We start from the raw sequence: 18,072 nt of genomic DNA, 5'->3' as shown, positions 1-18,072 counted from the left end.
CCGATCATCGGCCGCCCGCCCCCGCGCGGGCCACCGCCACGCGGCGGGCGTTGGCGGCCCGGAACTCGCCATCCGGCGGCGGGCGCGCCTATCGTGGCGGCATGAAGGGGCTGCTGCTGCGGCTGTCCGGGCTCGATGCCGACGCCGAGAACGCCGTACGGGTGATCGGGTTCTTCGACCGCCTGATCACCGCCCGCGCGGACCTCGACACCCTGGTGCGCAGCACGGCCGGCCTCGCCGGCTGCCCGGTCGGCGTGCACGCGCCCGGCCGCGGCCTGTCCCTGCGCGCGGTACCCGGCGGCGCGGTTTCCGCGCCCGGGACGGCTCCGCACGGGTCGGCGGTGCGGGAGCTGGAGGGCGGGGTGGTGGTGTGGGTGGCCCGGGCGGGCACGCCCCTCCCGCTCGACGACATGCTGCTGGAGCGGTTCGCGATCGCGACGGCGATCCTGCTGGAGCATTCGGGGGTGCCGCGCCCGGAACTCGGCGACCCGGCGCTGGTGGAGCTGGCGCTGTCGGAGGAGGCCGGGACGGCGGAGCGGTCGCGGGCGTTGCACCTGCTCGGGTTCGGCCCGTCGGCGCGGTTGCGGGTGCTGGCGACGGTGGGCGGGGAGGTACCCGCGGGGCGGTCGGCGGTGCTGGGCACTGTGCGCGCGGTGCTGACGGCGGAGACGGACCCGATTCCGGACGGCGGTGGCGGACGGACGGCGGCACCGATCCTCGAGCCGGGGCCACACTCGAACGGCACCCGGCGATCGACAACGTCCGCGGTAGTCGGCAACGGGCACTCGCTCCCCGGCTACCGCCGAGTGGGCGTCGGCCCCGCGGTTCCGGCCATCGAAGTCGCCCGCTCCTGGGCCTTCGCGCGCACGGCGCTCCGGTTCACCTCCGACGACGACCCCGTGATCCACTGGGAGCACCTCGGCAGCCTCGCCGCCCTCGACGGCACGCTGGCTCCGGATGATCTCCCCGATGTCCGCGCCCTCGACCGGCTCGCGAGCGAGACCCACGGCGAAGACACCCTCGCCGCGCTCTCGGCCCTCTGCGCGACCGGCTCCGCCCGCAAGGCGGCCGCGGTCCTACACCGGCACCACAGCACCATGCCGGCCCGGCTTGCCCGGGCCGAGGCCGTGCTCGGGTTCGACGTCGACTCCCCCGCCGGGCGGTTCCGGCTGCACCTCGCGCTGATGTTGCGGCGGCTGCGGGACAACGCCGAGCTCAGCTGACCGTCCTGAGTGGACCGTGCACCAGGTCCGCCGCCGCGGCGGGCCAGGACGGGAAGCCGAACTCGAATCCGGCGTCCAGGAGCCGTCCCGGTACCACGAAACGGCTCTTCAGCAGCAACTCCGGGTCGCTGCGCAGCACGAACGCGCCGATCGCCGCCATCCAGCGCGTCGCCGGCAGGCCGAACGGGACACCCGCCGCCGCACGCAGCTCGCGCAGGAAATCCCGGTACGGCAACGGTTGCGGGGCCGCCAGGTTCACCGGCCCGCTCAGTTCGTCGTGCCCGATGAGGAAGTCGATCGCCCGCAGCAGGTCGGCCTCGTGGATCCACGACATGTACTGCGCGCCGCCGGCGACCGGGCCGCCCAGGCCCAGCCGGGTCAGGCGGTGCAGCATCTCGAACGCGCCGCCGGGCTCGCGGCTCATCACCATCGCCGTCCGCAGCGCGACCTTGCGCGTGCGCGGCGTGGCGGCGACCTCCTGCTCGCGCTCCCACGCCCGCGCGATGTCGACGCTGTAGGACCAGTACGCCGGCACGCCGGGCTCGGCGCCGCCCAGTACACCGGTGGTTTCGTCGTTCGGGGCGTCGTGGCGGTGGGCGTAGATCGTCGCCGTGCTCATCTGCAGCCACACCCGCGGCGGCCGCGCGGCACGCTCGATCGCGCCGCCGACGACGCGGGCCGAGTCGATGCGGGAATTCCACATCTCCCGCAGGTTCGCCTTGGTGTAGCGGCAGTTCACCGACCGGCCCGCCAGGTTGACGACGACGTCGCTGCCGTCGATCTCGCGCGTCCACGGCCCCGCGCTCCGCCCGTCCCAGCGGACGTTCCGCACCCCCTGCTCCCCCGCGCCCTCCCCTCGCGTCAGGACGACGACCTCGTGCCCGCCCCCGGCCAGTGCGCGGCTCAGCACGCGCCCCAGGTGGCCGGTCCCTCCCGGTATCACGACCTTCATGACCCCACCGTACCGAAAGAGTTGAACGCGTTCAAATACTGCCCTCGACGAGGTCGAGCAACGTCCGCAGCGCCCGGCTCGGCGGCTTCGCCGCGGCGGTGACCAGGTTGAGCGGCCAGTCGAGCCCGGTGCCCGCCAGCGGCCGGACCACGACGTCCGCTTCGGGCGGCCCGACCGTGTCCGGGACGACCGCGACGCCGAGCCCGGCGCGCACGTACCCCGGCACCGGGCGCAGGTCCGCGACCTCGACGGTGACCCGCCGCGGCGAGCCGAGCGCGTCGAAGGCGCGGTCCAGCAGCACCCGGTTGCCGAACCCGCGCGGCGTGTCGATGAAGGACTCGCCGGCGAGATCGGCCAGGCGGACCGCTTTCCGGGCGGCGAGCCGGTGCGTGGCCGGCAGCACCACGACGAACGGCCAGGTGTCGACCCGCAGCACGTCCAGCCCGGCGAGGTCGGCCTCGGGCAGGCCCACCAGCGCGACGTCGAGGCGGCCGTGGCGGACGTCGTCGGCCAGCCCGGTGGACCCGGTGATCGACACCGTCACGTGGATGTCCACCAGCGGGTAGCGCCGGTGGAACGCCCCGAGCAGCCCGGGCAGGTCGAGGTCGCCGATCGACGTCAGCGTGCCGATGCGGAGGCTGCCGCGCAGGCCTTCCGACGCCTCCTGGACGGTCGCGCGCGCCCGTTCGAGGGCCTCGATCGCGGCCTTGGCTTCGGGCAGGAACGCCGTGCCCGCCGCCGAAAGCGCGACCCGGCGGGTGGACCGGTCGAACAGCCGCGTGCCGAGCTCGGCTTCGAGGGACCGCACGGCGGCGGACACGGTGGACTGCACCGCGAACACCCGCTGGGCGGCCCGGGTGAAGCTGAGCTCCTCGGCGACGGCGACGAAGTATTCGAGCTGACGCGTCTCCATACACCCAACTTATCGTCCAGGGCGATAACTGACACCAGCACTTTTCGTTGGACTTGCTGAGTCGGCGGGGACATCGTGGAGAGCGGAAGATCCCTTGGCGTCCTGGAAGGTCCCGATGTCCGTCACCCTCTCCCCCGCCCGGCTCCGCGTGAGCCACGGGCTGGGTTTCCGCGTCGTCGCGGTCGCGTTCGCGACGGCGCTCGCGTTCTCCACCGTGCCGACCCCGCTGTACGCGCTTTACCAGCAGCGCGACGGCTTTCCGACCTTCGTCGTCACGGTGGTCTTCGCCGCCTACGCGGCCGGGGTGATGCTGAGCCTGTACCTGGCCGGGCACGTCAGCGACTGGCTGGGCCGCCGCCGCGTCCTGCTCGCCGGGCTGCTCGCCGAAGCCCTCGCCGCCGCCCTGTTCCTGCTCTGGCCGGACGTCCCGGGCCTGATCGTCGCCCGGCTGGTCAGCGGCGCGGGGATCGGCGTGATCACCGCGACGGCCACCGCGCACCTGTCCGAGCTGCGCGCCCCGGCCCTCACCGCGACCGTGGTCAACGCCGGCGGCCTGGCGCTCGGCCCGCTGGTGGGCGGGGTGTTCGCGCGGTTCGCCGGCCACCCGCTCACCACGCCGTTCGCGGTCTTCCTGGTCGTGCTCCTGCTCGAAGCGATCGCGGTGAGCCTGGTGCCGGAGACGGTCGAGCGCCGCGAGGAGCGCCCGGCCTACCGCCCGCAGCGGCTTTCGCTCCCGCCGTCCGCCCGGCGCGAGTTCGCCGGCGCCGCCATCGGCGCGTTCGCGGCCTTCGCGCTGAGCGGCCTGTTCATGGCACTCGCGCCGACGCTGCTGGCGCACGAACTGCACGAGCCGTCCCGCCTGCTCGCCGGGCTCGCGCCGTTCACCATGCTGGGCAGCGCAGCACTCGCCCAGATCGCGTTCTCGCGGCTCGGCACGCGCCCGCAGCTGCGGTCCGGGTACGTGCTGATGGGCACCGGGCTGGTGCTGCTGACCGCGGCGGCGTTCGCGGCCTCGCTCCCCCTGTTCTTCGCCGCGAGCGTGCTGGCGGGCGCCGGGTTCGGCCTCGGCTTGCGCGCGTCGGTCGGGACGGTGGCGGCGCTTGCCGACGACCTCACCCGCGGCGAAGTGCTGGCGGCGCTGTTCCTCGCGGCGTACGCGGGCCTGGTGCTGCCGGTGCTGCTCGTCGGGCTGGCGATGCTCTTCGCACCGGGAACGGTGGTGCTGGCCGGGTTCGCGGCGCTGGAACTCGCCCTGCTCGGCTGGTCGGCCCGGCGCACCGCTCAGCGCCGGGTGTAGGCGAACCCGATCTTGTCGACCTCGCCGCCGGCGCGCCCGTGGAAGCCCGCGAGCTGCCAGCCCGCCGGCGCCGTGCGGGTCACGCAGTCCGCGGTCGCCGTGCCGCCCGCCAGGGTCCGGCCGGTGCTCGTCGTGAACGCCGCCGAAAAGATCCGCGTGTGCCCCTGGTAGCTGCCCTGGCACACCGTCGCCGTCGTGACGTACTCGCCGGCACCCAGGGTCAGCGCGGCCGCTGTCCCACCGGAACCGCCGTGCACCAGTGCCGTGCCGTTCTCGAGCGTCACCCCGAGCTGGTCCACCCGCGAGCCGGCGCGCAGCGAGAGCGTCCGGACGCGGGCGCCGGCCGGGACGGCGGCGACGTCGGTGAAGTAGTCGCCGTGAGGTCCGCCGAACTGCTCCGACAGGCGCAGTTCCGGGTTGCGCGTCCATCCGAAGCGGACGCTGACCGGGTCGTGGTCGGACAGCATGCGGCCCGCGTCGTCGAGGAACCCCGCGTGCTCGTTGTGGTACGCCGTCGCGTCGAGGGACACGAGCGGGCTGCCGCGGTAGAGGACCTTGTCGACGACTTCGCAGTCGTCGGTGACCTGCTGCGGGTCGCAGACCAGCGCGGGACTGCCCGGCGCGGGCGCGGCCCCGCCGCGGACGAGCTTCACCCAGGCGTCGGTGAGGCCGTTGTCCGCGGCGAACGCGGCGATCGTGTCCGCCGCGCGGGTGTAGCGCGTGTTCGTGTCGCCCATGACGAGCACCGCGTTGCCCGCCGAGTGGCTGCGGATGAACGCCGTCAGCTGCGCCAGGTTCGACGCGCGCGACGCCTCGTCGCCGTCGTTCGTGCCGGCGTTGGTGTGCACGTTGTAGGCGTCGACGTAGACGCCTTCGGCGAGCCTCAGCCGCATGAAGGTGAACCCCTTGGGCGTCAGGCAATCCCCCGAGTCGAACTGGCACGAGTTCCAGCGCACGCGCTCGAAGTCGCCGGTGTCGTAGGGCAGCGAGGACAGCGTGTTCAGGCCGCTGCCGATCCCCGCGCCGCCGCTCGTCGGGGTGCGGTACGGGTGCTGGTCGGCCGCGTAGAGCGTGGCGTGGTAGTTGAAGTCCTCCTCGACGTGCACCACGTCGTACGGGCCCAGCCGCTGGCCGATCGCCGTCGTGGCGGGCTCGCGCGGTGTCGGCGCGCTCGAAATGCCCTCGGGCAGCCCCGCGACGTTGTAGCTCAGCACGGAGAAAGTGCCGCCGTCGGAGGGGTCGGCGTGCGCGGTGGCCGGGACCAGCACGGCGGCCGCGCACACGAGGACCACGACGGCGAGGCGGTTCTTCACGGGGTACCTCGTTCTCCCGGGGGTGAGCGACGGGAATGATCGGGCGACGCCGGGAGGCGCGTCAAGGGCCTACCGGAGGGTCTTCGGCCACTTCGTTTCATCGCGCGGGGAATTGTCACCGAAAGTTATCCTCGCCCCGAGCCCGAAACGGCCCCGCGCGTCCCTTCGGCGACCGCCGGGAGCCCGCCGCGCCGACCTGCGGCGGCGGACCGAAAAGACCATGAATCACCGCAGGTCACGGTCCCGTATCGGAACTTTTTCCCGGTGAAACACCGTTCTCGCGGCTCGATCCCGCGCGCGTAACACGCTGGGCCGAACGGCGCAAGGGACCTCTGTCCTTCGCACTCGGGCCGGTCGCCTGAGGTGCCGGGCACCCCCGGATTCGCACACTCTTCGTGACGGTCCACCCGGGCCTCCCCGACACAGCGAATTCCTGGAGAGAACCCATGCGCAAGATCAGCAAGCGATCCGCGGTCGTCCTCGGTGCCGTCGGAGCGGTCGCCGTCGCCGGTGTCGCCTACGCGGCCTGGACGAGCACCGGCGCCGGAACCGGCTCGGTCACCTCGAAGACCGATGTCGCCTCGGTGATCACGCCAGGCAACTCGGGCAGCGCGCTCTACCCCGGCGGCTCGACCACCTTCACGGTGAAGATCTCCAACCCCAACGACTACCCGGTCGTGGTGAACAGCATCAGCAACGGCTCTTCGAACGCGGTCAACGGCTGCGCCGCCGGAACGGTGACGAGCGTCCCCGGGGACCTGGCGGGCACCATCGCGGCGCACGATGAAGGCACCTACACCTTGACCGCGACCATGAACGGCAACGCCACCGACGCCTGCAAGAGCCAGACGTTCACGCTGCCGCTCACCGCCACGCTGTCCTCCAACGCCTGATCCGGAAGATGTCCAGGCGGCGGATCGGCGCGCTCGCAGCCGTCCTGCTCGGGTGGTTCGCGCTCGGCCCGACGCCGGTGGCGAACACCGCGAACGGCAACGGCATCAAGCAGTTCGCCATCGGCGACGTGCCGGGGCGGGCCACCGCGCTCTTTCCCGGGGCGACCGGGACGCGGTGGATCCGGCTCGGCAACGCCGAAAACTTCCCCATCCGGGTCGAGGCGGTGTCGGCGGCGGTCGGCAAGCCCGTCGACGACCGGGGCCGGACGGTCGCGGCCTGCCCCGCTTCGTCGGTGCGGGTGGACGCGCTCGCCGCGCCCGTCACGGTGTCCGGCAATGGCACCGCCGACGTCGCACTCACCACGCACATGCTCCCCGGCACGCCCGCCGCGTGCCGCGCCCTCACTTTTCCCTTGACGTACACAGGAACGGCGGTCAAGCCATGAACAACCCGACCCTGCGCCGCGTGCTCGTGGTCACCACGGTGGTCGGCGCGACGCTGGGCGGCGGGATCGCCGTCGCGGCGTGGACGAGCTCCGGCTCCGGCACGGCCGGCGCGAAGGCGGGCACCGCGTCCGCGCCGTCGACCGCGACGGTGGACGCTTCGGCGCTCACCACCGGCCTGCTCTACCCGGGGGTGTCCGGCACGGCCCTGATCCGGATCACCAACCTGAACCCGTACCCGGTGAAGGTCAGCTCGATCACCGGGAACGGGACGCCGACCGCCACCGGCGGCTGCCCGGGCGGCACCGTGACGTGGATCGCGCAGCAGCCGAGCACCGCACTGGCCGCCGGGGCGAGCGCGACCCTCACCTTGACCACCGCGGTGTCGATGGCGGCCGCCGCCGACGACTCCTGCCAGGGCGCGGTGTTCACGATCCCGGTGACCGTCACGGTGGTGAGCCAGTGAGCACCACCCGGGTGGCCGTCGCGGCCGCGCTGCTGGCGGCCACGGCGATCGGCGGCCAGGCCGAGGCGGCTTGGCTGAAGAGCGGGCCCGGGACCGCCGCGGCGGCGGCGCTGAAACTGTCCACACCGGACACTCCGACCCTCTCCAACGTCAAGTGCAACAGCAGCGGCGGCGGTCCCTCGGCCACGGTCGGCTGGACCTACCCGGCCTCGCTGCCACCGGGGTTCGAAGTGCTGACCTCGCTGACCCCGAACAACCCCACCAACACCACGGCCACCACGAACCTTTCGGTCACCATCCCCCTGCTCAGCAACAGCAAGCCGACGTACGTGAGCGTGCGCGCGGTCGCCGGCGCTTGGAAGGGGACCCGATCGCCGGAGGTGGCCGCCTGCTGATTCCGGAACACCCCTGAAACCCCTGCGAAGCAAAGGAAGAACCATGCTGGAAAGACTGCGTGCCGCCCGCGCCAACGAGGACGGCTTCACCCTGATCGAACTGCTCATCGTCGTCGTGATCCTCGGCGTCCTCGCCGGCGTCGTCGTGTTCGCCGTGCAGGCGTTCAACGGCGAAGGTCAGGCCGCCGCCTGCGAGACCGACTGGAAGAGCGTCCAGACCGCCGACGAGGCCTTCTACGCCAAGACCGGCAGCTACGCCCTCGTCATGAAGGACCTCACGGACAACGGCTACCTGAAGAACGCTCCCGCTGCCAAGAGCTACACCATCGGCCTCGCGGCCGGCGGCGTGGTCACCGCCAGCGGCGCCTGCACCCACTGAGTCCGCGGGCCGCGGGGTGGATTCCCACCCCGCGGCCCTCCCTCGCCCCGGAGGAACCCATGCCCACCCTGACCGGCAGCCGCGCCGACGGCCTGCTCGAAGCGCTCTGGCACGCCCGCGGCACCGACCTGCTGCTCACCGCCGGCCTGCCGCCCCAGCTGCGCGTGCACGGCGACCTCGCCGCGGTCGCCGGTCATCCCGTGCTCACCGGCGAGGACACCGACGCCCTGCTCGGCGAGCTGCTCACCGACGACCAGGCCCGCTCCTGGCGCGCCGCCCACGAATTCGACTTCTCCTTCAGCTGGCGCGACCACGCCCGCGTCCGCGGCAACGCCTTCACCCAGCGCGGCGCCACCGTCGTCGCGCTGCGGATGATCCCGCGCCGGATCCCCGCCATGGCCGACCTCGGCCTGCCGCCGATCCTCGGCGACTTCGCCCGCCGGCACCAGGGTCTGGTGCTCGTCACCGGGCCGACCGGCTCCGGCAAGTCGACGACGCTCGCCGCCGTCATCGACCGGATCAACCACGAGCGCGCCTGCCACATCCTCACCGTCGAAGACCCGATCGAGTACGTCCACGAACACCGGCGGTCCGCGGTGAACCAGCGCGAAGTCGGCACCGACACCGAATCCTTCCCAGCCGCCCTGCGCAGCGCACTGCGCGAGGACCCGGACGTGCTGATGGTGGGCGAGATGCGCGACCTCGAGTCGATCCGCTTCGCCCTCACCATCGCCGAAACCGGGCACCTGGTCTTCGCCACGCTGCACACCAACGACACCGCGCAGTCACTGGCCCGGATGATCGACGTCTTCCCGGCCGGGCAGCAGGAACAGGTGCGGGTGCAGCTCGCCGCGGCGCTCACCGGGATCGTCTACCAGCGGCTGCTGCCGCGCGTCGGCGGCGGGCTCGTCGCGGCGTTCGAGGTCCTCGTCGCGAACACCGCCGTGCGCAACCTGATCAAGGAGGGCAAGCCGCACCAGCTGCGCAACGCGCTGGTGACCGGGCATCGCGAAGGCATGGTGACGCTGGAGCAGTCGCTGTCCGCGCTCGTCGCGGCCGGCCTGGTCTCCCCCGCCGACGCGGCCGCCCGCAGCCTCCACCCGCAGGACATCGACCCGCGCCCGCGGCCCCGGAGCGTGCCGGCATGAGACTCCGCACCCAGCCCCGCACCGTCGACCTGCGCACGGTGACCCCGGACCGCGCCGCCGCCGACTTGCTCGGCGAGGCGCAAGCGCGCGAGCTCTGCGCGATCCCCCTCGCCGTCCGCGAAGACGCCGTGCTGGTCGCGGTCGCCGACCCGGCCACCGCGCCCGCGCTGCAGGAAGCCCTCGGCCGCCCGGTGACCATCGCGATCGCCGCCCGCGCCGACATCCTCGCCACCGTCGAGCGGACCTACCGCGCGCTCACCGGCGTCGACCAGCAGGTCAAGGCGTTCGAAGCGCGGGACGCCGTCCGCCGCGACGCCTCCCGCGCCGAACCGGCGGCCACCGCGAACGACGACGCACCGGTGGTCCACGTCGTCGCGCTGATGATCAAGCAGGCGCTGCGCGACCGGGCCTCCGACATCCACGTCGAGCCGCAGGCCGAGCGGGTCCGCGTCCGCTACCGCATCGACGGCGTGCTGCACGACGTGCTGGACCTGCCCGGCTCGATGGGGCCCGCGGTGACCAGCCGGATCAAGATCCTCGGCGGGATGAACATCGTGGAGCGCCGCCGTCCGCAGGACGGCCAGATCAGCATGGCCGTCGAGGACCGGCCGGTGGACATCCGGGTGGCGACCACGCCGGTCGTCGGCGGCGAGAAGGTCGTGCTGCGGCTGCTGGACAAGAGCCGCCCGCTGTTCCGGCTGCCGCAGCTGGGCATGCCCGCGGAGATGGCGGCGCGCTACGGCGCGGTGCTGCAGTCGCCGTACGGCATGGTGATCTGCGCCGGGCCGACCGGCAGCGGCAAGACCACGACGCTCTACGGCTCGCTGGGCGAACTCGACAGCACCGAGCGCAACATCATGACCATCGAGGACCCGGTCGAGTACACCATGTCCTCGATCAACCAGATCCAGATCAACGAGCAGGCCGGCGTCACCTTCGCCGACGGCCTGAAGTCGATCCTGCGGCAGGACCCGGACGTCATCCTCGTCGGCGAGGTCCGCGACGTCGACACCGCCCGCATCGCGGTGCAGTCCGCGCTCACCGGGCACTTCGTGCTTTCCTCGCTGCACGCCACCGACGCCGCGTCGGCGCTGCACCGGCTGCTGGACATGGGCATCGAGAACTTCCTGGTGGCGTCCTCGGTCACCGCCGTGGTCGCCCAGCGGCTCGTCCGGCGGATCTGCCTGCGCTGCCGCGAGTACTACCAGCCCTCTGCCGAGGAGCTGTCCTTTTTGGACTCGATGAACGCGGACGGCCCGGCGGGCGGGTTCGTCCGGGGTACCGGCTGCAACTTCTGCGCCCAGACCGGGTTCCTGGACCGCACCGGCGTCTACGAGCTGATGCCGGTCAGCGACGGGATCCGCTCGCTGGTGCTGGACAGCGCGCCGCACCGCGAGGTCCACGAGCTGGCCCGCAAGGAAGGCATGCGGACGCTGCAGGACGAAGCGCTCCGGCTGATCGCCGAGGGCGTCACCACCCCGGCCGAGGTGCTGCGGTCGATCTACCTCACCGGAGGCGCGCGATGAACCGGTACGCCTACGTCGCCACCGGCCCGGACGGGCAGCGCACCCACGGGGTGCAGAAGGCCGCCGACCTCGACTCCGCCGCGCTCGCGCTGTACGAGCGCGAGCTGCGGAACATCGAGCTCACCGAGAAGAAGAGCGTGCTCAGCCTCGAGCTGACCGCGCCGCGGGTCAAGCGCGAAGTCGTCCTGCACCTCTCGCGCCAGCTCGGCGCGTTCGTCCGGGCCGGGCTGCCGCTCATCGACGCGGTGCGCATCCTCGGCGAGGAGGCCGCGAACTCGTCGGTGGCCCGGATGCTGCGGGACGTCGAGCTCGGCCTGCGCGGCGGCGACCGGCTGTCGGACTGCGTCGACCGGCACCCGAAGATCTTCCCCGAGTTCTACCGCGAGATCCTGCGCTCGGCGGAGCTCACCGGGCAGCTCGACGTCGTCCTCGACCAGCTCGCCGACTACCTCGAACGCGACCTCGAAGCCCGGCGCAAGATCAAGGCCGCGCTGATCTACCCGGCGATGATCGCGCTGATGTCCGTCGTCACCGTCGTGGTGCTCGCGACCTTCGTGCTGCCGCGGTTCAAGGTGTTCTTCGCCAGCCTCAACGCGAAGCTCCCGCTGCCGACGCGGATGCTGCTGGCCGTCACCGACTTCCTCGGCCAGTGGTGGTGGGCGCTGCTGGCCGGGCTCGCCGCCGTGATCACGGCCTACGTCCTCGGCGTGCGGACGCCGGGCGGGCGGTACGCGCGGGACCGCGTGCTCCTCGCCGTGCCCGCCATCGGCCCGACCGTGCGGCACGCGCTCGTCGAGCGGTTCTGCCGGATCCTGTCGTCGATGGTCAGCGCCGGCGTGCCGCTGCCGGAAGCCCTGCGAGTCGCCACGGATTCCCTGCGCAACCGCGTGTTCATGCGCGCGCTCGCCCGGGTCGCGCACGCCGTGCTCGAAGGCGAGGGCCTGGCCCGCCCGCTCACCGGCTCCGGGCTGTTCCCGGTGACCGCCGCGCAGATGATCCGCGTCGGCGAGGACACCGGCACCCTCGACACGCAGCTCGAAGTCACCGCCCAGTACTACGAAGGCGAGCTGGACTACCGGCTGAAGAAGCTGACCGCGCTGTTCGAGCCCGCCGTGATCGTGGTGATGGGCCTGGTCGTCGGGTTCGTCGCGGTCGCGCTCGTGTCGGCGATGTACGGCATCTTCACCCAGGTGCACGTCTGATGCGCGCCGACGACCGGGGCGAGAGCCTCCTCGAACTGCTGGTCGCGATCGCGATCCTGGGGGTCGCGGTCGCCGCGATCGTCGGCGGCATCGGCGTGAGCGTCCTGATGTCCGACGTCCACCGCAAGCAGGCGACCGCGGGCGCGGGCGTCCGCGACTTCGTCGAGGCGATCGAGAACCAGGTCATGGCGGGCGGGTACTTCGCGTGCGCGGCGCCCGCGAAGTACGCCGCGCCGGCCGGGTTCACGGTGCCGGCGGGGTTCACCAGCTCGGTGGCCTCGGTGAAGTACTGGACCGGCTCGGCGTGGTCGGCCACCTGCGGCACCGACACGGGGCTGCAGCAGCTGACCGTGCAGGTCGCCAGCGGCGACGGGCGCGCGAGCGAACGCCTGGAAGTCGTGGTGCGCAAGCGCTGCGGGCTCGGGGAGGCGCCGTGCTGAACCGGCGCTCCGACGATGGGTTCACCCTCATCGAGCTGCTCATCGTGATCGTGATCCTGGGCGTGGTCGCCGCGCCGATCGCCACCGCGGTGATGGTCTCGATCAAGAACACCGACGCCACCTCCGCCCGCCTCGCCGTCTCCCACGACGCCCAGCAGAGCTCGGCGTTCTTCGCCCAGGACGTCGCCGCGACCGGGCTGCGCGACTTCACGGGACAGGTCGCCAACGGCAAGGTCCCGTTCTCGGCGTCGGTCCAGCTGGGCGCGGCCTATGACGCGGGCGGCCAGGTCTGCGGCACCGCGGCGACGCCGGTTTCGGTGCTACGGCTGCTTTCCGACGACTGGGACACCAGCACGCCGGCCGCGACCCGGCGCACCGCGATCGTCGCCTACTACGTTTCCGGGACCGAGCTGCACCGCCTGCGCTGCCTCGGTTCGCCGTCGCCGGTGTCCGACGTGGTCGTCGCGCACAACGTCCAGCCGGGCAGCCCGGCCGTCACCTGTTCCAGTACCTGCACCGACGCGGCCGTGCCGCTGTGGGTGCGGTTCACCTTCACCGCGGTCGCGGCCGGCGCCGACCCCTACCCCATCACCCTGTTCGGGCAACGGAGGCAGACATGAAGCGCGACGACACCGGGGCCGCGCTGCCCCTGGTGCTCATCCTGGTCACGGTCGTCGCGGTGGTGCTGGGCGCCCTGCTGTCCTTCGCCGACTCGAGCGTCCGCGCCACGGTCAACCTCCGCGACCAGGCCTCGGCCGCCTACACGGCCGACGGCGCGCTGCAGGCCGCGATCAACGGCATCCGCGGCAGCACCTTCACCGGCGCGCCCGGGCAGCACTGCTTCGGCGGGTCCGACACGCTGGACCTGCCGAACTTCGGCAGCGGGGGCTCAGCCGCCGTGACGTGCTCCGCGGACCCGGCGAAGGTGCTGATCCAGTGCCCGTCCCTGAGCTTGTGCAACCGGCCGGGCAACGCGATCCTCACCCTCGGCACGGGCGGCGAGGACGGCCTCAACATCCAGCAGCCGACCGGATCGTCGTTCCGCGTCCACGGCGTCGTCTATTCGAACTCGAACATCAACGTCGTCAACGGCGCGCTCGACACCAACACCGCGGTGTACGCGCGCGGGGCCTGCGCGGGCACGATCCGGAGCACGCCCGCGGCGTCCTGCGGCTACGGCGGGTCGGCCTTGGGCGCCGATCCCGGCTACGCCCCGGCGCTGACGTCGGTGCCCGCCCACCGGAACGTGCCCGGCTGTACCGGCCCGGTGGTGACGTTCGAGCCCGGCTTCTACGACGACGCGGTCGGGCTGTCCACGCTGATGTCGAACAGCAGCCCGTGCAAGGACAGCATCTGGTGGTTCAAGCCGGGCGCCTACTACTTCGACTTCCGCAACAGCTCCACCGCGCGCCCGCCGGGCCTGCCCGCGGGCGACGACGTCTGGACGATCAACAGCGGCCACCTGGTCGCCGGCACGCCGGTGGACCGCACCGGCCGGGTCATCGCCGCGCCCTCGGCGGCGAACTCCGCCATCCCGGGCGCGTGCGACAACCCGATCGAAGACGCGAACGCGGTCGGCGCCCAGTTCGTCTTCGGCGGCGACAGCCGGCTCGCGGTCAAGGCCGCGGAGGCGGAGATCTGCGGGTCCTACAGCGGGACGAAGCCGCCGGTCGCGATGTACGGGCTCACCTCCGGTGCCGATGCCCCGGTGACCACGACGCTCACACCGTCCGGCACACCGACCGGGACGTTCACCAGCGCCCCGGCCGGCAGCTTGTCCACTGTGGACGGCAACCTCGCGACGTGGACGAACAACGGCAACGGGAACCAGACCGCCACCGTGACCGCGACCGGGTACGCCCCGCCCGCCGCGATCCCGGCCGGGTCCCTGCTCCAGTCCGCGAAGATCCGCGTGGTGCACGGCAACGACAACGGGGCGAGCCAGGACACCCTGTCCGTCCAGCTGGGCGCGGACAAGTTCGGCGTGCCGGCGTATTCGGACAAGGTGCTGCACACCGACCTGGTCGACGTCACCGCCGCGCTGTCGCAGCAGGTGTACGACGGCGGGTTCACCGGTGCGCAGCTGGGTTACACCGCCGCGGTCAAGCACAAGGGCACCGAACAGCTCGACGCGCTCCAGCTGGAACTGACCTACACCCCGCCCGCCCTGCGCGCGGAGAACGGGTGCACGCAGCTGCTGTACACGAACAGCGCGGCGTGCGCGCTGGTGACCTCGGTGAACAACGCCGGGAACCGGTTCTACGTGCAGGGCACGACGTACGCGCCGAAGGCCGTCCTGGACATCACGCTCAACAACGCGATCGAGCCGATCTTTCGGTTCGGCGTGATCGCGCGGTCGCTGCAGGTGAAGCTGACCGGCAGCGTGTCCTTCACCGGCGCGGTGATCGAGGTCCCGGACGACTCCCCCGGCTTCGTCTTCGGCGTCTACCTGGCGGCGTACGTCTGCCCGGGCGCGAGCACGTGCCTCCCGGGCGGCACCCCGGCGGCGGCCCGGGCCCGGGTGGCCTACATCGACGGCGACCCGGCCCACCCGGTGGCCGGCGCGAGACAGGTGTCGGTGCTCAGCTGGTCCGGCAACCGGTGACCGCTCAGGCCAGGCCGGTCAGCTCCCGGTAAGCCCGGCCGAGCGGCCCGGCCGCGAAGACGGCGATCAGCGCGGCGGCGATCATGAACGGCCCGAACGGCAAGGCGGTCTTGCGATCGCCCTTGCCCGCCGCGAGCACGACGACTCCCGCCACCGCGCCGAGCAGGAAGCCGCCGAACGCGCCGAGCAGCAACGCCGTCCAGGAGAGGTAACCGAGGATGCCGCCCAGGAGCCCGGCCAGCTTGACGTCGCCGAAGCCCATGCCCTTGGGGTAGGCGAAGGCGAGGAGCAGGTAGAAGGCGAACAGGGCGGCCCCGCCGATCCCGGCGCGGGCCAGTGCCCACCAGTCGTCGCGGTACCAGGCCGACGCGCCCAGCAGCACGGCGAGCACCGGGTAGGAGGGCAGCACGATCGCGTCCGGCAGCCGGCGGCAGTCGAGGTCGATCAGCGCGAGCGCGACGCCGATCGCGCCGAAGTACAGGTAGGCGGGCAGGTCCGGCGGGTCGAGCCGCAGGGCCAGCAGCGCGAAGAGGACCGCCGTGCCGAGTTCGACGAGCGGGTACCGGACGCTGATCCGGCTGCCGCACCCCGCGCACCGCCCGCGCAGGACGAGCCAGCCGAGGACGGGGACGTTGTGCCGCGCGCGGATTTCCCGGCCGCAGTCGGGGCAGCGCGAAGGTGGGCGGACGACCGACTCGCCGCGCGGCACCCGGTGGATCACGACGTTGAGGAACGACCCGACGAGCAGCCCGAGCACCGCGGCCGCCACGACCAGCACCGCCATCGCGCCTCCGGACCGTTCGAGGGACGCCGCAGATCTTGCCCGACTCCGGCGGCGGCCGCGACCGCACGGACATGCACCCACCTTCCACCGTCTTGAATGAGTCATTCAGGACCTCCGAAGACCTGAATGAGTCATTCAAGACGTTCGGCGAGACCGCTCCCGGCGACGACCGCACCGGCCTACAGTCTTGAAGATGACCGGACCGCCGATCGTCACCGGGGTGGACGGGTCGGCCGAGTCGCTCGACGCCGTTCGGTGGGCCGCGCGGACCGCCCGGCTGCGGGGTGCGCCCCTCGAGGTCGTGCACGCCCTCGACGTTCCCGCGCTGCTCGCCGGTGGGGTCGTGCCGCCGCCGGACGAGCTCGTGGACGCCCTGCGGGCGCGCGGGCGCCGCGCGCTGCGGACCGCGCAGGAGCTCGCCGCCGCGCAAGGTGTGCCCGATGCCGTCACCCGGCTCGACTCCGACCGCGCGGCGCAGGCGCTCATCGAGGCGTCGAGGTCCGCGGCGCTGCTCGTCGTCGGCTCGGCGGGGCACGGGCGGCTCACCAGCCTGCTCGCGGGCTCGGTCGCCGCGGCCGTCGGGACGCACGCCCGCTGTGACACCGTCGTCGTGCGCGGGGACAGCTGGGACGAGCCGGACGCCGCGGCTCGCCCCATCGTCACCGGGATCGACGGCAGCGAAGCCGGCTCCCGGGTGCTCGCCGCCGCGCTGGCCGAAGCGCGGACCCGCGGTGCGCCGCTCGTCGTGCTGCACGCCTGGGCGGACACCCCGCCGCCGCGGCGGGATCCGCGGTGCGTCACCGAGGCCGGGCACCGGCTGCTCGGCGAGCGGGTGCTGGCCCACGACACCGGCGACGTCGAGGTCGAGCGGGTCCTGGTGCACGCCCACCCGCGGCGGGAGCTGATCGAGCGCAGCGCCGGCGCCCAGCTCGTCGTCCTCGGCGACCGCGGCCGCGGCGGCTTCCCCGGTCTCCTGCTCGGCTCCACCGGCCAGGCGCTGCTGCACCAGGCGGACTGTCCGGTCCTGCTGGTCCGCACCACCGCGTGAGGGAAGCGAAACAGAAGCGGGGCCCGTCAGGATGACGCCATGAAGACTGCGATCCGAGCCGGGCTGGCGGCACTCGTGGCCGGTGCGACGGTGCTGGCGGCCCCGGCCCAGGCGGCCACCTTCGCCCAGAAGACGGGCGTCTGCCACTCCGGCGACTTCGGCGGCTCGTTCACCCTCAGGTACGAGACGTCCGGCGGGTACCACCACATGACCGGGGCGACGACGTCGTCGGGCCCGTACATCGGCGACGCGGGCAACCTGCTGCTGCGGATCTCCTACCGCGACGGCTTCACCACGCACACGATCTACACCCGCTCGATTCCGACGTCGGGGAGCACGAGCCTGACGCTGTCCTCGGGCCTCGACGTGCCGGTGACTGCGATCGGGACGGCGTCGACGACGTTCGACAACGGCACCGACTCGTGCGTCGCGACGGTGTCGATCACGTAAGGAGGGCCTCCCGCAGGATGGCCCGCGCCGACCCCGCCAGCACCTCCGCGGCCCGCGCGCGGTCGAGCCCGCCGATGTCGGTCAGCCACACCAGGGACTCGATGCCGGTCGCCGACCGGATCGCGGTGGCCAGGCCGTGGACGTCCAGGTGCGGGTGGGTGTCCGCGAGCGGGGCGAGTGCCTCCTCGATCCAGCGGATCGCCCGGCCGCGGCGCAGCACCGGCTGCGGCGCGCCGGGCTCCAGCGACAGCCGGAGCTGGGCGCGCAGCTGCGGTTCCCAGCGCAGTGTGAAGGCGATGAACTCCCGCATCACCAGCTCGAGCCGCGCGGCGGGATCGGCGGGCGCGTCCGGGGGCAGCAGGCCGGCGTCGTCCTGGATCTCCGGGTAGGCGGCGAGCAGCAGCTCGCGCTGGTTGGGGAAGTAGCGGTAGGCGGTGGTGCGGGAAATCCCGGCCGCGGCGGCGGCGTCTTCGACGGTCGGCGACCCGCCGTCCGCGAGCAGCGCGTGCGCGGCCTCGACCAGCGCGGCCCGGGTCCGGCCCTTCTGCCGACGCCGGCCGGTGGACTCATATGGTACTGCCATGCCATCATGGT

Annotated in this window: 20 protein-coding genes; 15 read left to right on the top strand and 5 right to left on the bottom strand. The window is 72.9% G+C overall.

What is annotated here, in order from left to right:
- The first annotated feature begins 101 nt into the window (after positions 1–101).
- The gene (locus tag H4696_RS07940) at positions 102–1,223 is read left to right on the top strand and encodes a PucR family transcriptional regulator (protein WP_086865601.1); all 1,122 of its coding nucleotides are present in this window, start codon (positions 102–104) and stop codon (positions 1,221–1,223) included.
- Here the strand turns inward: H4696_RS07940 and H4696_RS07935 are convergent.
- On the bottom strand, positions 1,216–2,175 hold the full coding sequence (locus tag H4696_RS07935; RefSeq protein ID WP_192782151.1) for a TIGR01777 family oxidoreductase: 960 nt from the start codon (positions 2,173–2,175) through the stop codon (positions 1,216–1,218). The genes H4696_RS07940 and H4696_RS07935 overlap by 8 nt on opposite strands.
- A gap of 31 nt (positions 2,176–2,206) precedes the next feature.
- On the bottom strand, positions 2,207–3,088 hold the full coding sequence (locus H4696_RS07930; protein ID WP_192782150.1) for a LysR family transcriptional regulator: 882 nt from the start codon (positions 3,086–3,088) through the stop codon (positions 2,207–2,209).
- Positions 3,089–3,203: 115 nt separating this feature from the next.
- On the opposite strand from H4696_RS07930, the gene H4696_RS07925 reads away from it, so the two are divergent.
- Positions 3,204–4,385: an MFS transporter gene (locus tag H4696_RS07925; protein ID WP_086859026.1), complete on the top strand. Its 1,182-nt coding sequence runs from the start codon at positions 3,204–3,206 to the stop codon at positions 4,383–4,385.
- Here H4696_RS07925 and H4696_RS07920 read toward each other — a convergent pair.
- Positions 4,370–5,698 (bottom strand): jacalin-like lectin, encoded by a 1,329-nt coding sequence (locus H4696_RS07920; protein ID WP_086859025.1) that lies wholly within the window; start codon positions 5,696–5,698, stop codon positions 4,370–4,372. The genes H4696_RS07925 and H4696_RS07920 overlap by 16 nt on opposite strands.
- Before the next feature lie 446 nt (positions 5,699–6,144).
- Here H4696_RS07920 and H4696_RS07915 point away from each other — a divergent pair, with 446 nt between their 5' ends.
- Genes H4696_RS07915 through H4696_RS07865 form a run of 11 tightly spaced genes read left to right on the top strand, consistent with a single transcriptional unit; the run spans position 6,145 to position 15,196 of the window.
- A complete protein-coding gene (locus tag H4696_RS07915; RefSeq protein WP_086859024.1) occupies positions 6,145–6,591 on the top strand; it encodes an LEA/WHy family protein in 447 nt (148 codons plus the stop codon).
- Positions 6,592–6,599: 8 nt separating this feature from the next.
- Positions 6,600–7,037, top strand: coding sequence for a hypothetical protein (locus tag H4696_RS07910; protein WP_086859023.1), 438 nt, complete (start codon positions 6,600–6,602; stop codon positions 7,035–7,037).
- Positions 7,034–7,501 carry a hypothetical protein gene (locus H4696_RS07905; protein WP_192782149.1) on the top strand — a complete coding sequence of 156 codons (468 nt, stop codon included), beginning with the start codon at positions 7,034–7,036 and terminating at the stop codon, positions 7,499–7,501. Before H4696_RS07910 ends, H4696_RS07905 begins: the two co-directional genes overlap by 4 nt.
- Entirely contained in the window at positions 7,498–7,896 is a 399-nt protein-coding gene (locus H4696_RS07900) for a hypothetical protein (RefSeq protein ID WP_086864345.1), read from the top strand. Before H4696_RS07905 ends, H4696_RS07900 begins: the two co-directional genes overlap by 4 nt.
- A gap of 43 nt (positions 7,897–7,939) precedes the next feature.
- Entirely contained in the window at positions 7,940–8,275 is a 336-nt protein-coding gene (locus tag H4696_RS07895; RefSeq protein ID WP_086864346.1) for a competence type IV pilus major pilin ComGC, read from the top strand.
- A gap of 59 nt (positions 8,276–8,334) precedes the next feature.
- Positions 8,335–9,423, top strand: a complete 1,089-nt coding sequence (locus H4696_RS07890; RefSeq protein ID WP_086864347.1) for a type IV pilus twitching motility protein PilT — start codon at positions 8,335–8,337, stop codon at positions 9,421–9,423.
- Positions 9,420–10,949, top strand: coding sequence for a GspE/PulE family protein (locus tag H4696_RS07885; RefSeq protein ID WP_086864348.1), 1,530 nt, complete (start codon positions 9,420–9,422; stop codon positions 10,947–10,949). Before H4696_RS07890 ends, H4696_RS07885 begins: the two co-directional genes overlap by 4 nt.
- Positions 10,946–12,151 (top strand): type II secretion system F family protein, encoded by a 1,206-nt coding sequence (locus H4696_RS07880; protein WP_192782148.1) that lies wholly within the window; start codon positions 10,946–10,948, stop codon positions 12,149–12,151. The genes H4696_RS07885 and H4696_RS07880 overlap by 4 nt, the downstream gene beginning before the upstream one ends.
- The gene (locus H4696_RS07875) at positions 12,151–12,591 is read left to right on the top strand and encodes a type IV pilus modification PilV family protein (RefSeq protein WP_086858526.1); all 441 of its coding nucleotides are present in this window, start codon (positions 12,151–12,153) and stop codon (positions 12,589–12,591) included. The genes H4696_RS07880 and H4696_RS07875 overlap by 1 nt, the downstream gene beginning before the upstream one ends.
- Positions 12,585–13,211 (top strand): prepilin-type N-terminal cleavage/methylation domain-containing protein, encoded by a 627-nt coding sequence (locus tag H4696_RS07870; RefSeq protein WP_086858527.1) that lies wholly within the window; start codon positions 12,585–12,587, stop codon positions 13,209–13,211. The genes H4696_RS07875 and H4696_RS07870 overlap by 7 nt, the downstream gene beginning before the upstream one ends.
- Positions 13,208–15,196, top strand: a complete 1,989-nt coding sequence (locus H4696_RS07865) for a hypothetical protein (protein ID WP_086858528.1) — start codon at positions 13,208–13,210, stop codon at positions 15,194–15,196. The genes H4696_RS07870 and H4696_RS07865 overlap by 4 nt, the downstream gene beginning before the upstream one ends.
- A gap of 4 nt (positions 15,197–15,200) precedes the next feature.
- On the opposite strand, the gene H4696_RS07860 is transcribed toward H4696_RS07865, so the two are convergent.
- Entirely contained in the window at positions 15,201–15,980 is a 780-nt protein-coding gene (locus H4696_RS07860) for a prepilin peptidase (RefSeq protein WP_086858529.1), read from the bottom strand.
- 193 nt (positions 15,981–16,173) lie between these two features.
- On the opposite strand from H4696_RS07860, the gene H4696_RS07855 reads away from it, so the two are divergent.
- Both H4696_RS07855 and H4696_RS07850 read left to right on the top strand, forming a co-directional pair.
- Positions 16,174–17,028, top strand: a complete 855-nt coding sequence (locus H4696_RS07855; RefSeq protein ID WP_086858545.1) for a universal stress protein — start codon at positions 16,174–16,176, stop codon at positions 17,026–17,028.
- Between the two features lie 39 nt (positions 17,029–17,067).
- On the top strand, positions 17,068–17,478 hold the full coding sequence (locus H4696_RS07850) for a hypothetical protein (RefSeq protein ID WP_086858530.1): 411 nt from the start codon (positions 17,068–17,070) through the stop codon (positions 17,476–17,478).
- On the opposite strand, the gene H4696_RS07845 is transcribed toward H4696_RS07850, so the two are convergent.
- Positions 17,471–18,061, bottom strand: coding sequence for a TetR/AcrR family transcriptional regulator (locus H4696_RS07845; RefSeq protein ID WP_086858531.1), 591 nt, complete (start codon positions 18,059–18,061; stop codon positions 17,471–17,473). The genes H4696_RS07850 and H4696_RS07845 overlap by 8 nt on opposite strands.
- Positions 18,062–18,072 lie beyond the last annotated feature (11 nt).

It is taken from the genome of Amycolatopsis lexingtonensis, from assembly GCF_014873755.1.
Lineage (GTDB): Bacteria > Actinomycetota > Actinomycetes > Mycobacteriales > Pseudonocardiaceae > Amycolatopsis > Amycolatopsis lexingtonensis.
The sequence above is the reverse complement of the archived record's forward strand: the minus strand, read 5'-3'. Positions and strand labels throughout refer to the sequence as shown.

Coding starts and splice junctions, on each gene's coding strand:
- H4696_RS07940 (WP_086865601.1), top strand. CDS start 102: ATGAAGGGGCTGCTGCTGCGGCTGTCCGGGCTCGATGCCGACGCCGAG.
- H4696_RS07935 (WP_192782151.1), bottom strand. CDS start 2,175: ATGAAGGTCGTGATACCGGGAGGGACCGGCCACCTGGGGCGCGTGCTG.
- H4696_RS07930 (WP_192782150.1), bottom strand. CDS start 3,088: ATGGAGACGCGTCAGCTCGAATACTTCGTCGCCGTCGCCGAGGAGCTC.
- H4696_RS07925 (WP_086859026.1), top strand. CDS start 3,204: ATGTCCGTCACCCTCTCCCCCGCCCGGCTCCGCGTGAGCCACGGGCTG.
- H4696_RS07915 (WP_086859024.1), top strand. CDS start 6,145: ATGCGCAAGATCAGCAAGCGATCCGCGGTCGTCCTCGGTGCCGTCGGA.
- H4696_RS07910 (WP_086859023.1), top strand. CDS start 6,600: ATGTCCAGGCGGCGGATCGGCGCGCTCGCAGCCGTCCTGCTCGGGTGG.
- H4696_RS07905 (WP_192782149.1), top strand. CDS start 7,034: ATGAACAACCCGACCCTGCGCCGCGTGCTCGTGGTCACCACGGTGGTC.
- H4696_RS07895 (WP_086864346.1), top strand. CDS start 7,940: ATGCTGGAAAGACTGCGTGCCGCCCGCGCCAACGAGGACGGCTTCACC.
- H4696_RS07890 (WP_086864347.1), top strand. CDS start 8,335: ATGCCCACCCTGACCGGCAGCCGCGCCGACGGCCTGCTCGAAGCGCTC.
- H4696_RS07885 (WP_086864348.1), top strand. CDS start 9,420: ATGAGACTCCGCACCCAGCCCCGCACCGTCGACCTGCGCACGGTGACC.
- H4696_RS07880 (WP_192782148.1), top strand. CDS start 10,946: ATGAACCGGTACGCCTACGTCGCCACCGGCCCGGACGGGCAGCGCACC.
- H4696_RS07875 (WP_086858526.1), top strand. CDS start 12,151: ATGCGCGCCGACGACCGGGGCGAGAGCCTCCTCGAACTGCTGGTCGCG.
- H4696_RS07865 (WP_086858528.1), top strand. CDS start 13,208: ATGAAGCGCGACGACACCGGGGCCGCGCTGCCCCTGGTGCTCATCCTG.
- H4696_RS07860 (WP_086858529.1), bottom strand. CDS start 15,980: ATGGCGGTGCTGGTCGTGGCGGCCGCGGTGCTCGGGCTGCTCGTCGGG.
- H4696_RS07855 (WP_086858545.1), top strand. CDS start 16,174: ATGACCGGACCGCCGATCGTCACCGGGGTGGACGGGTCGGCCGAGTCG.
- H4696_RS07850 (WP_086858530.1), top strand. CDS start 17,068: ATGAAGACTGCGATCCGAGCCGGGCTGGCGGCACTCGTGGCCGGTGCG.
- H4696_RS07845 (WP_086858531.1), bottom strand. CDS start 18,061: ATGGCAGTACCATATGAGTCCACCGGCCGGCGTCGGCAGAAGGGCCGG.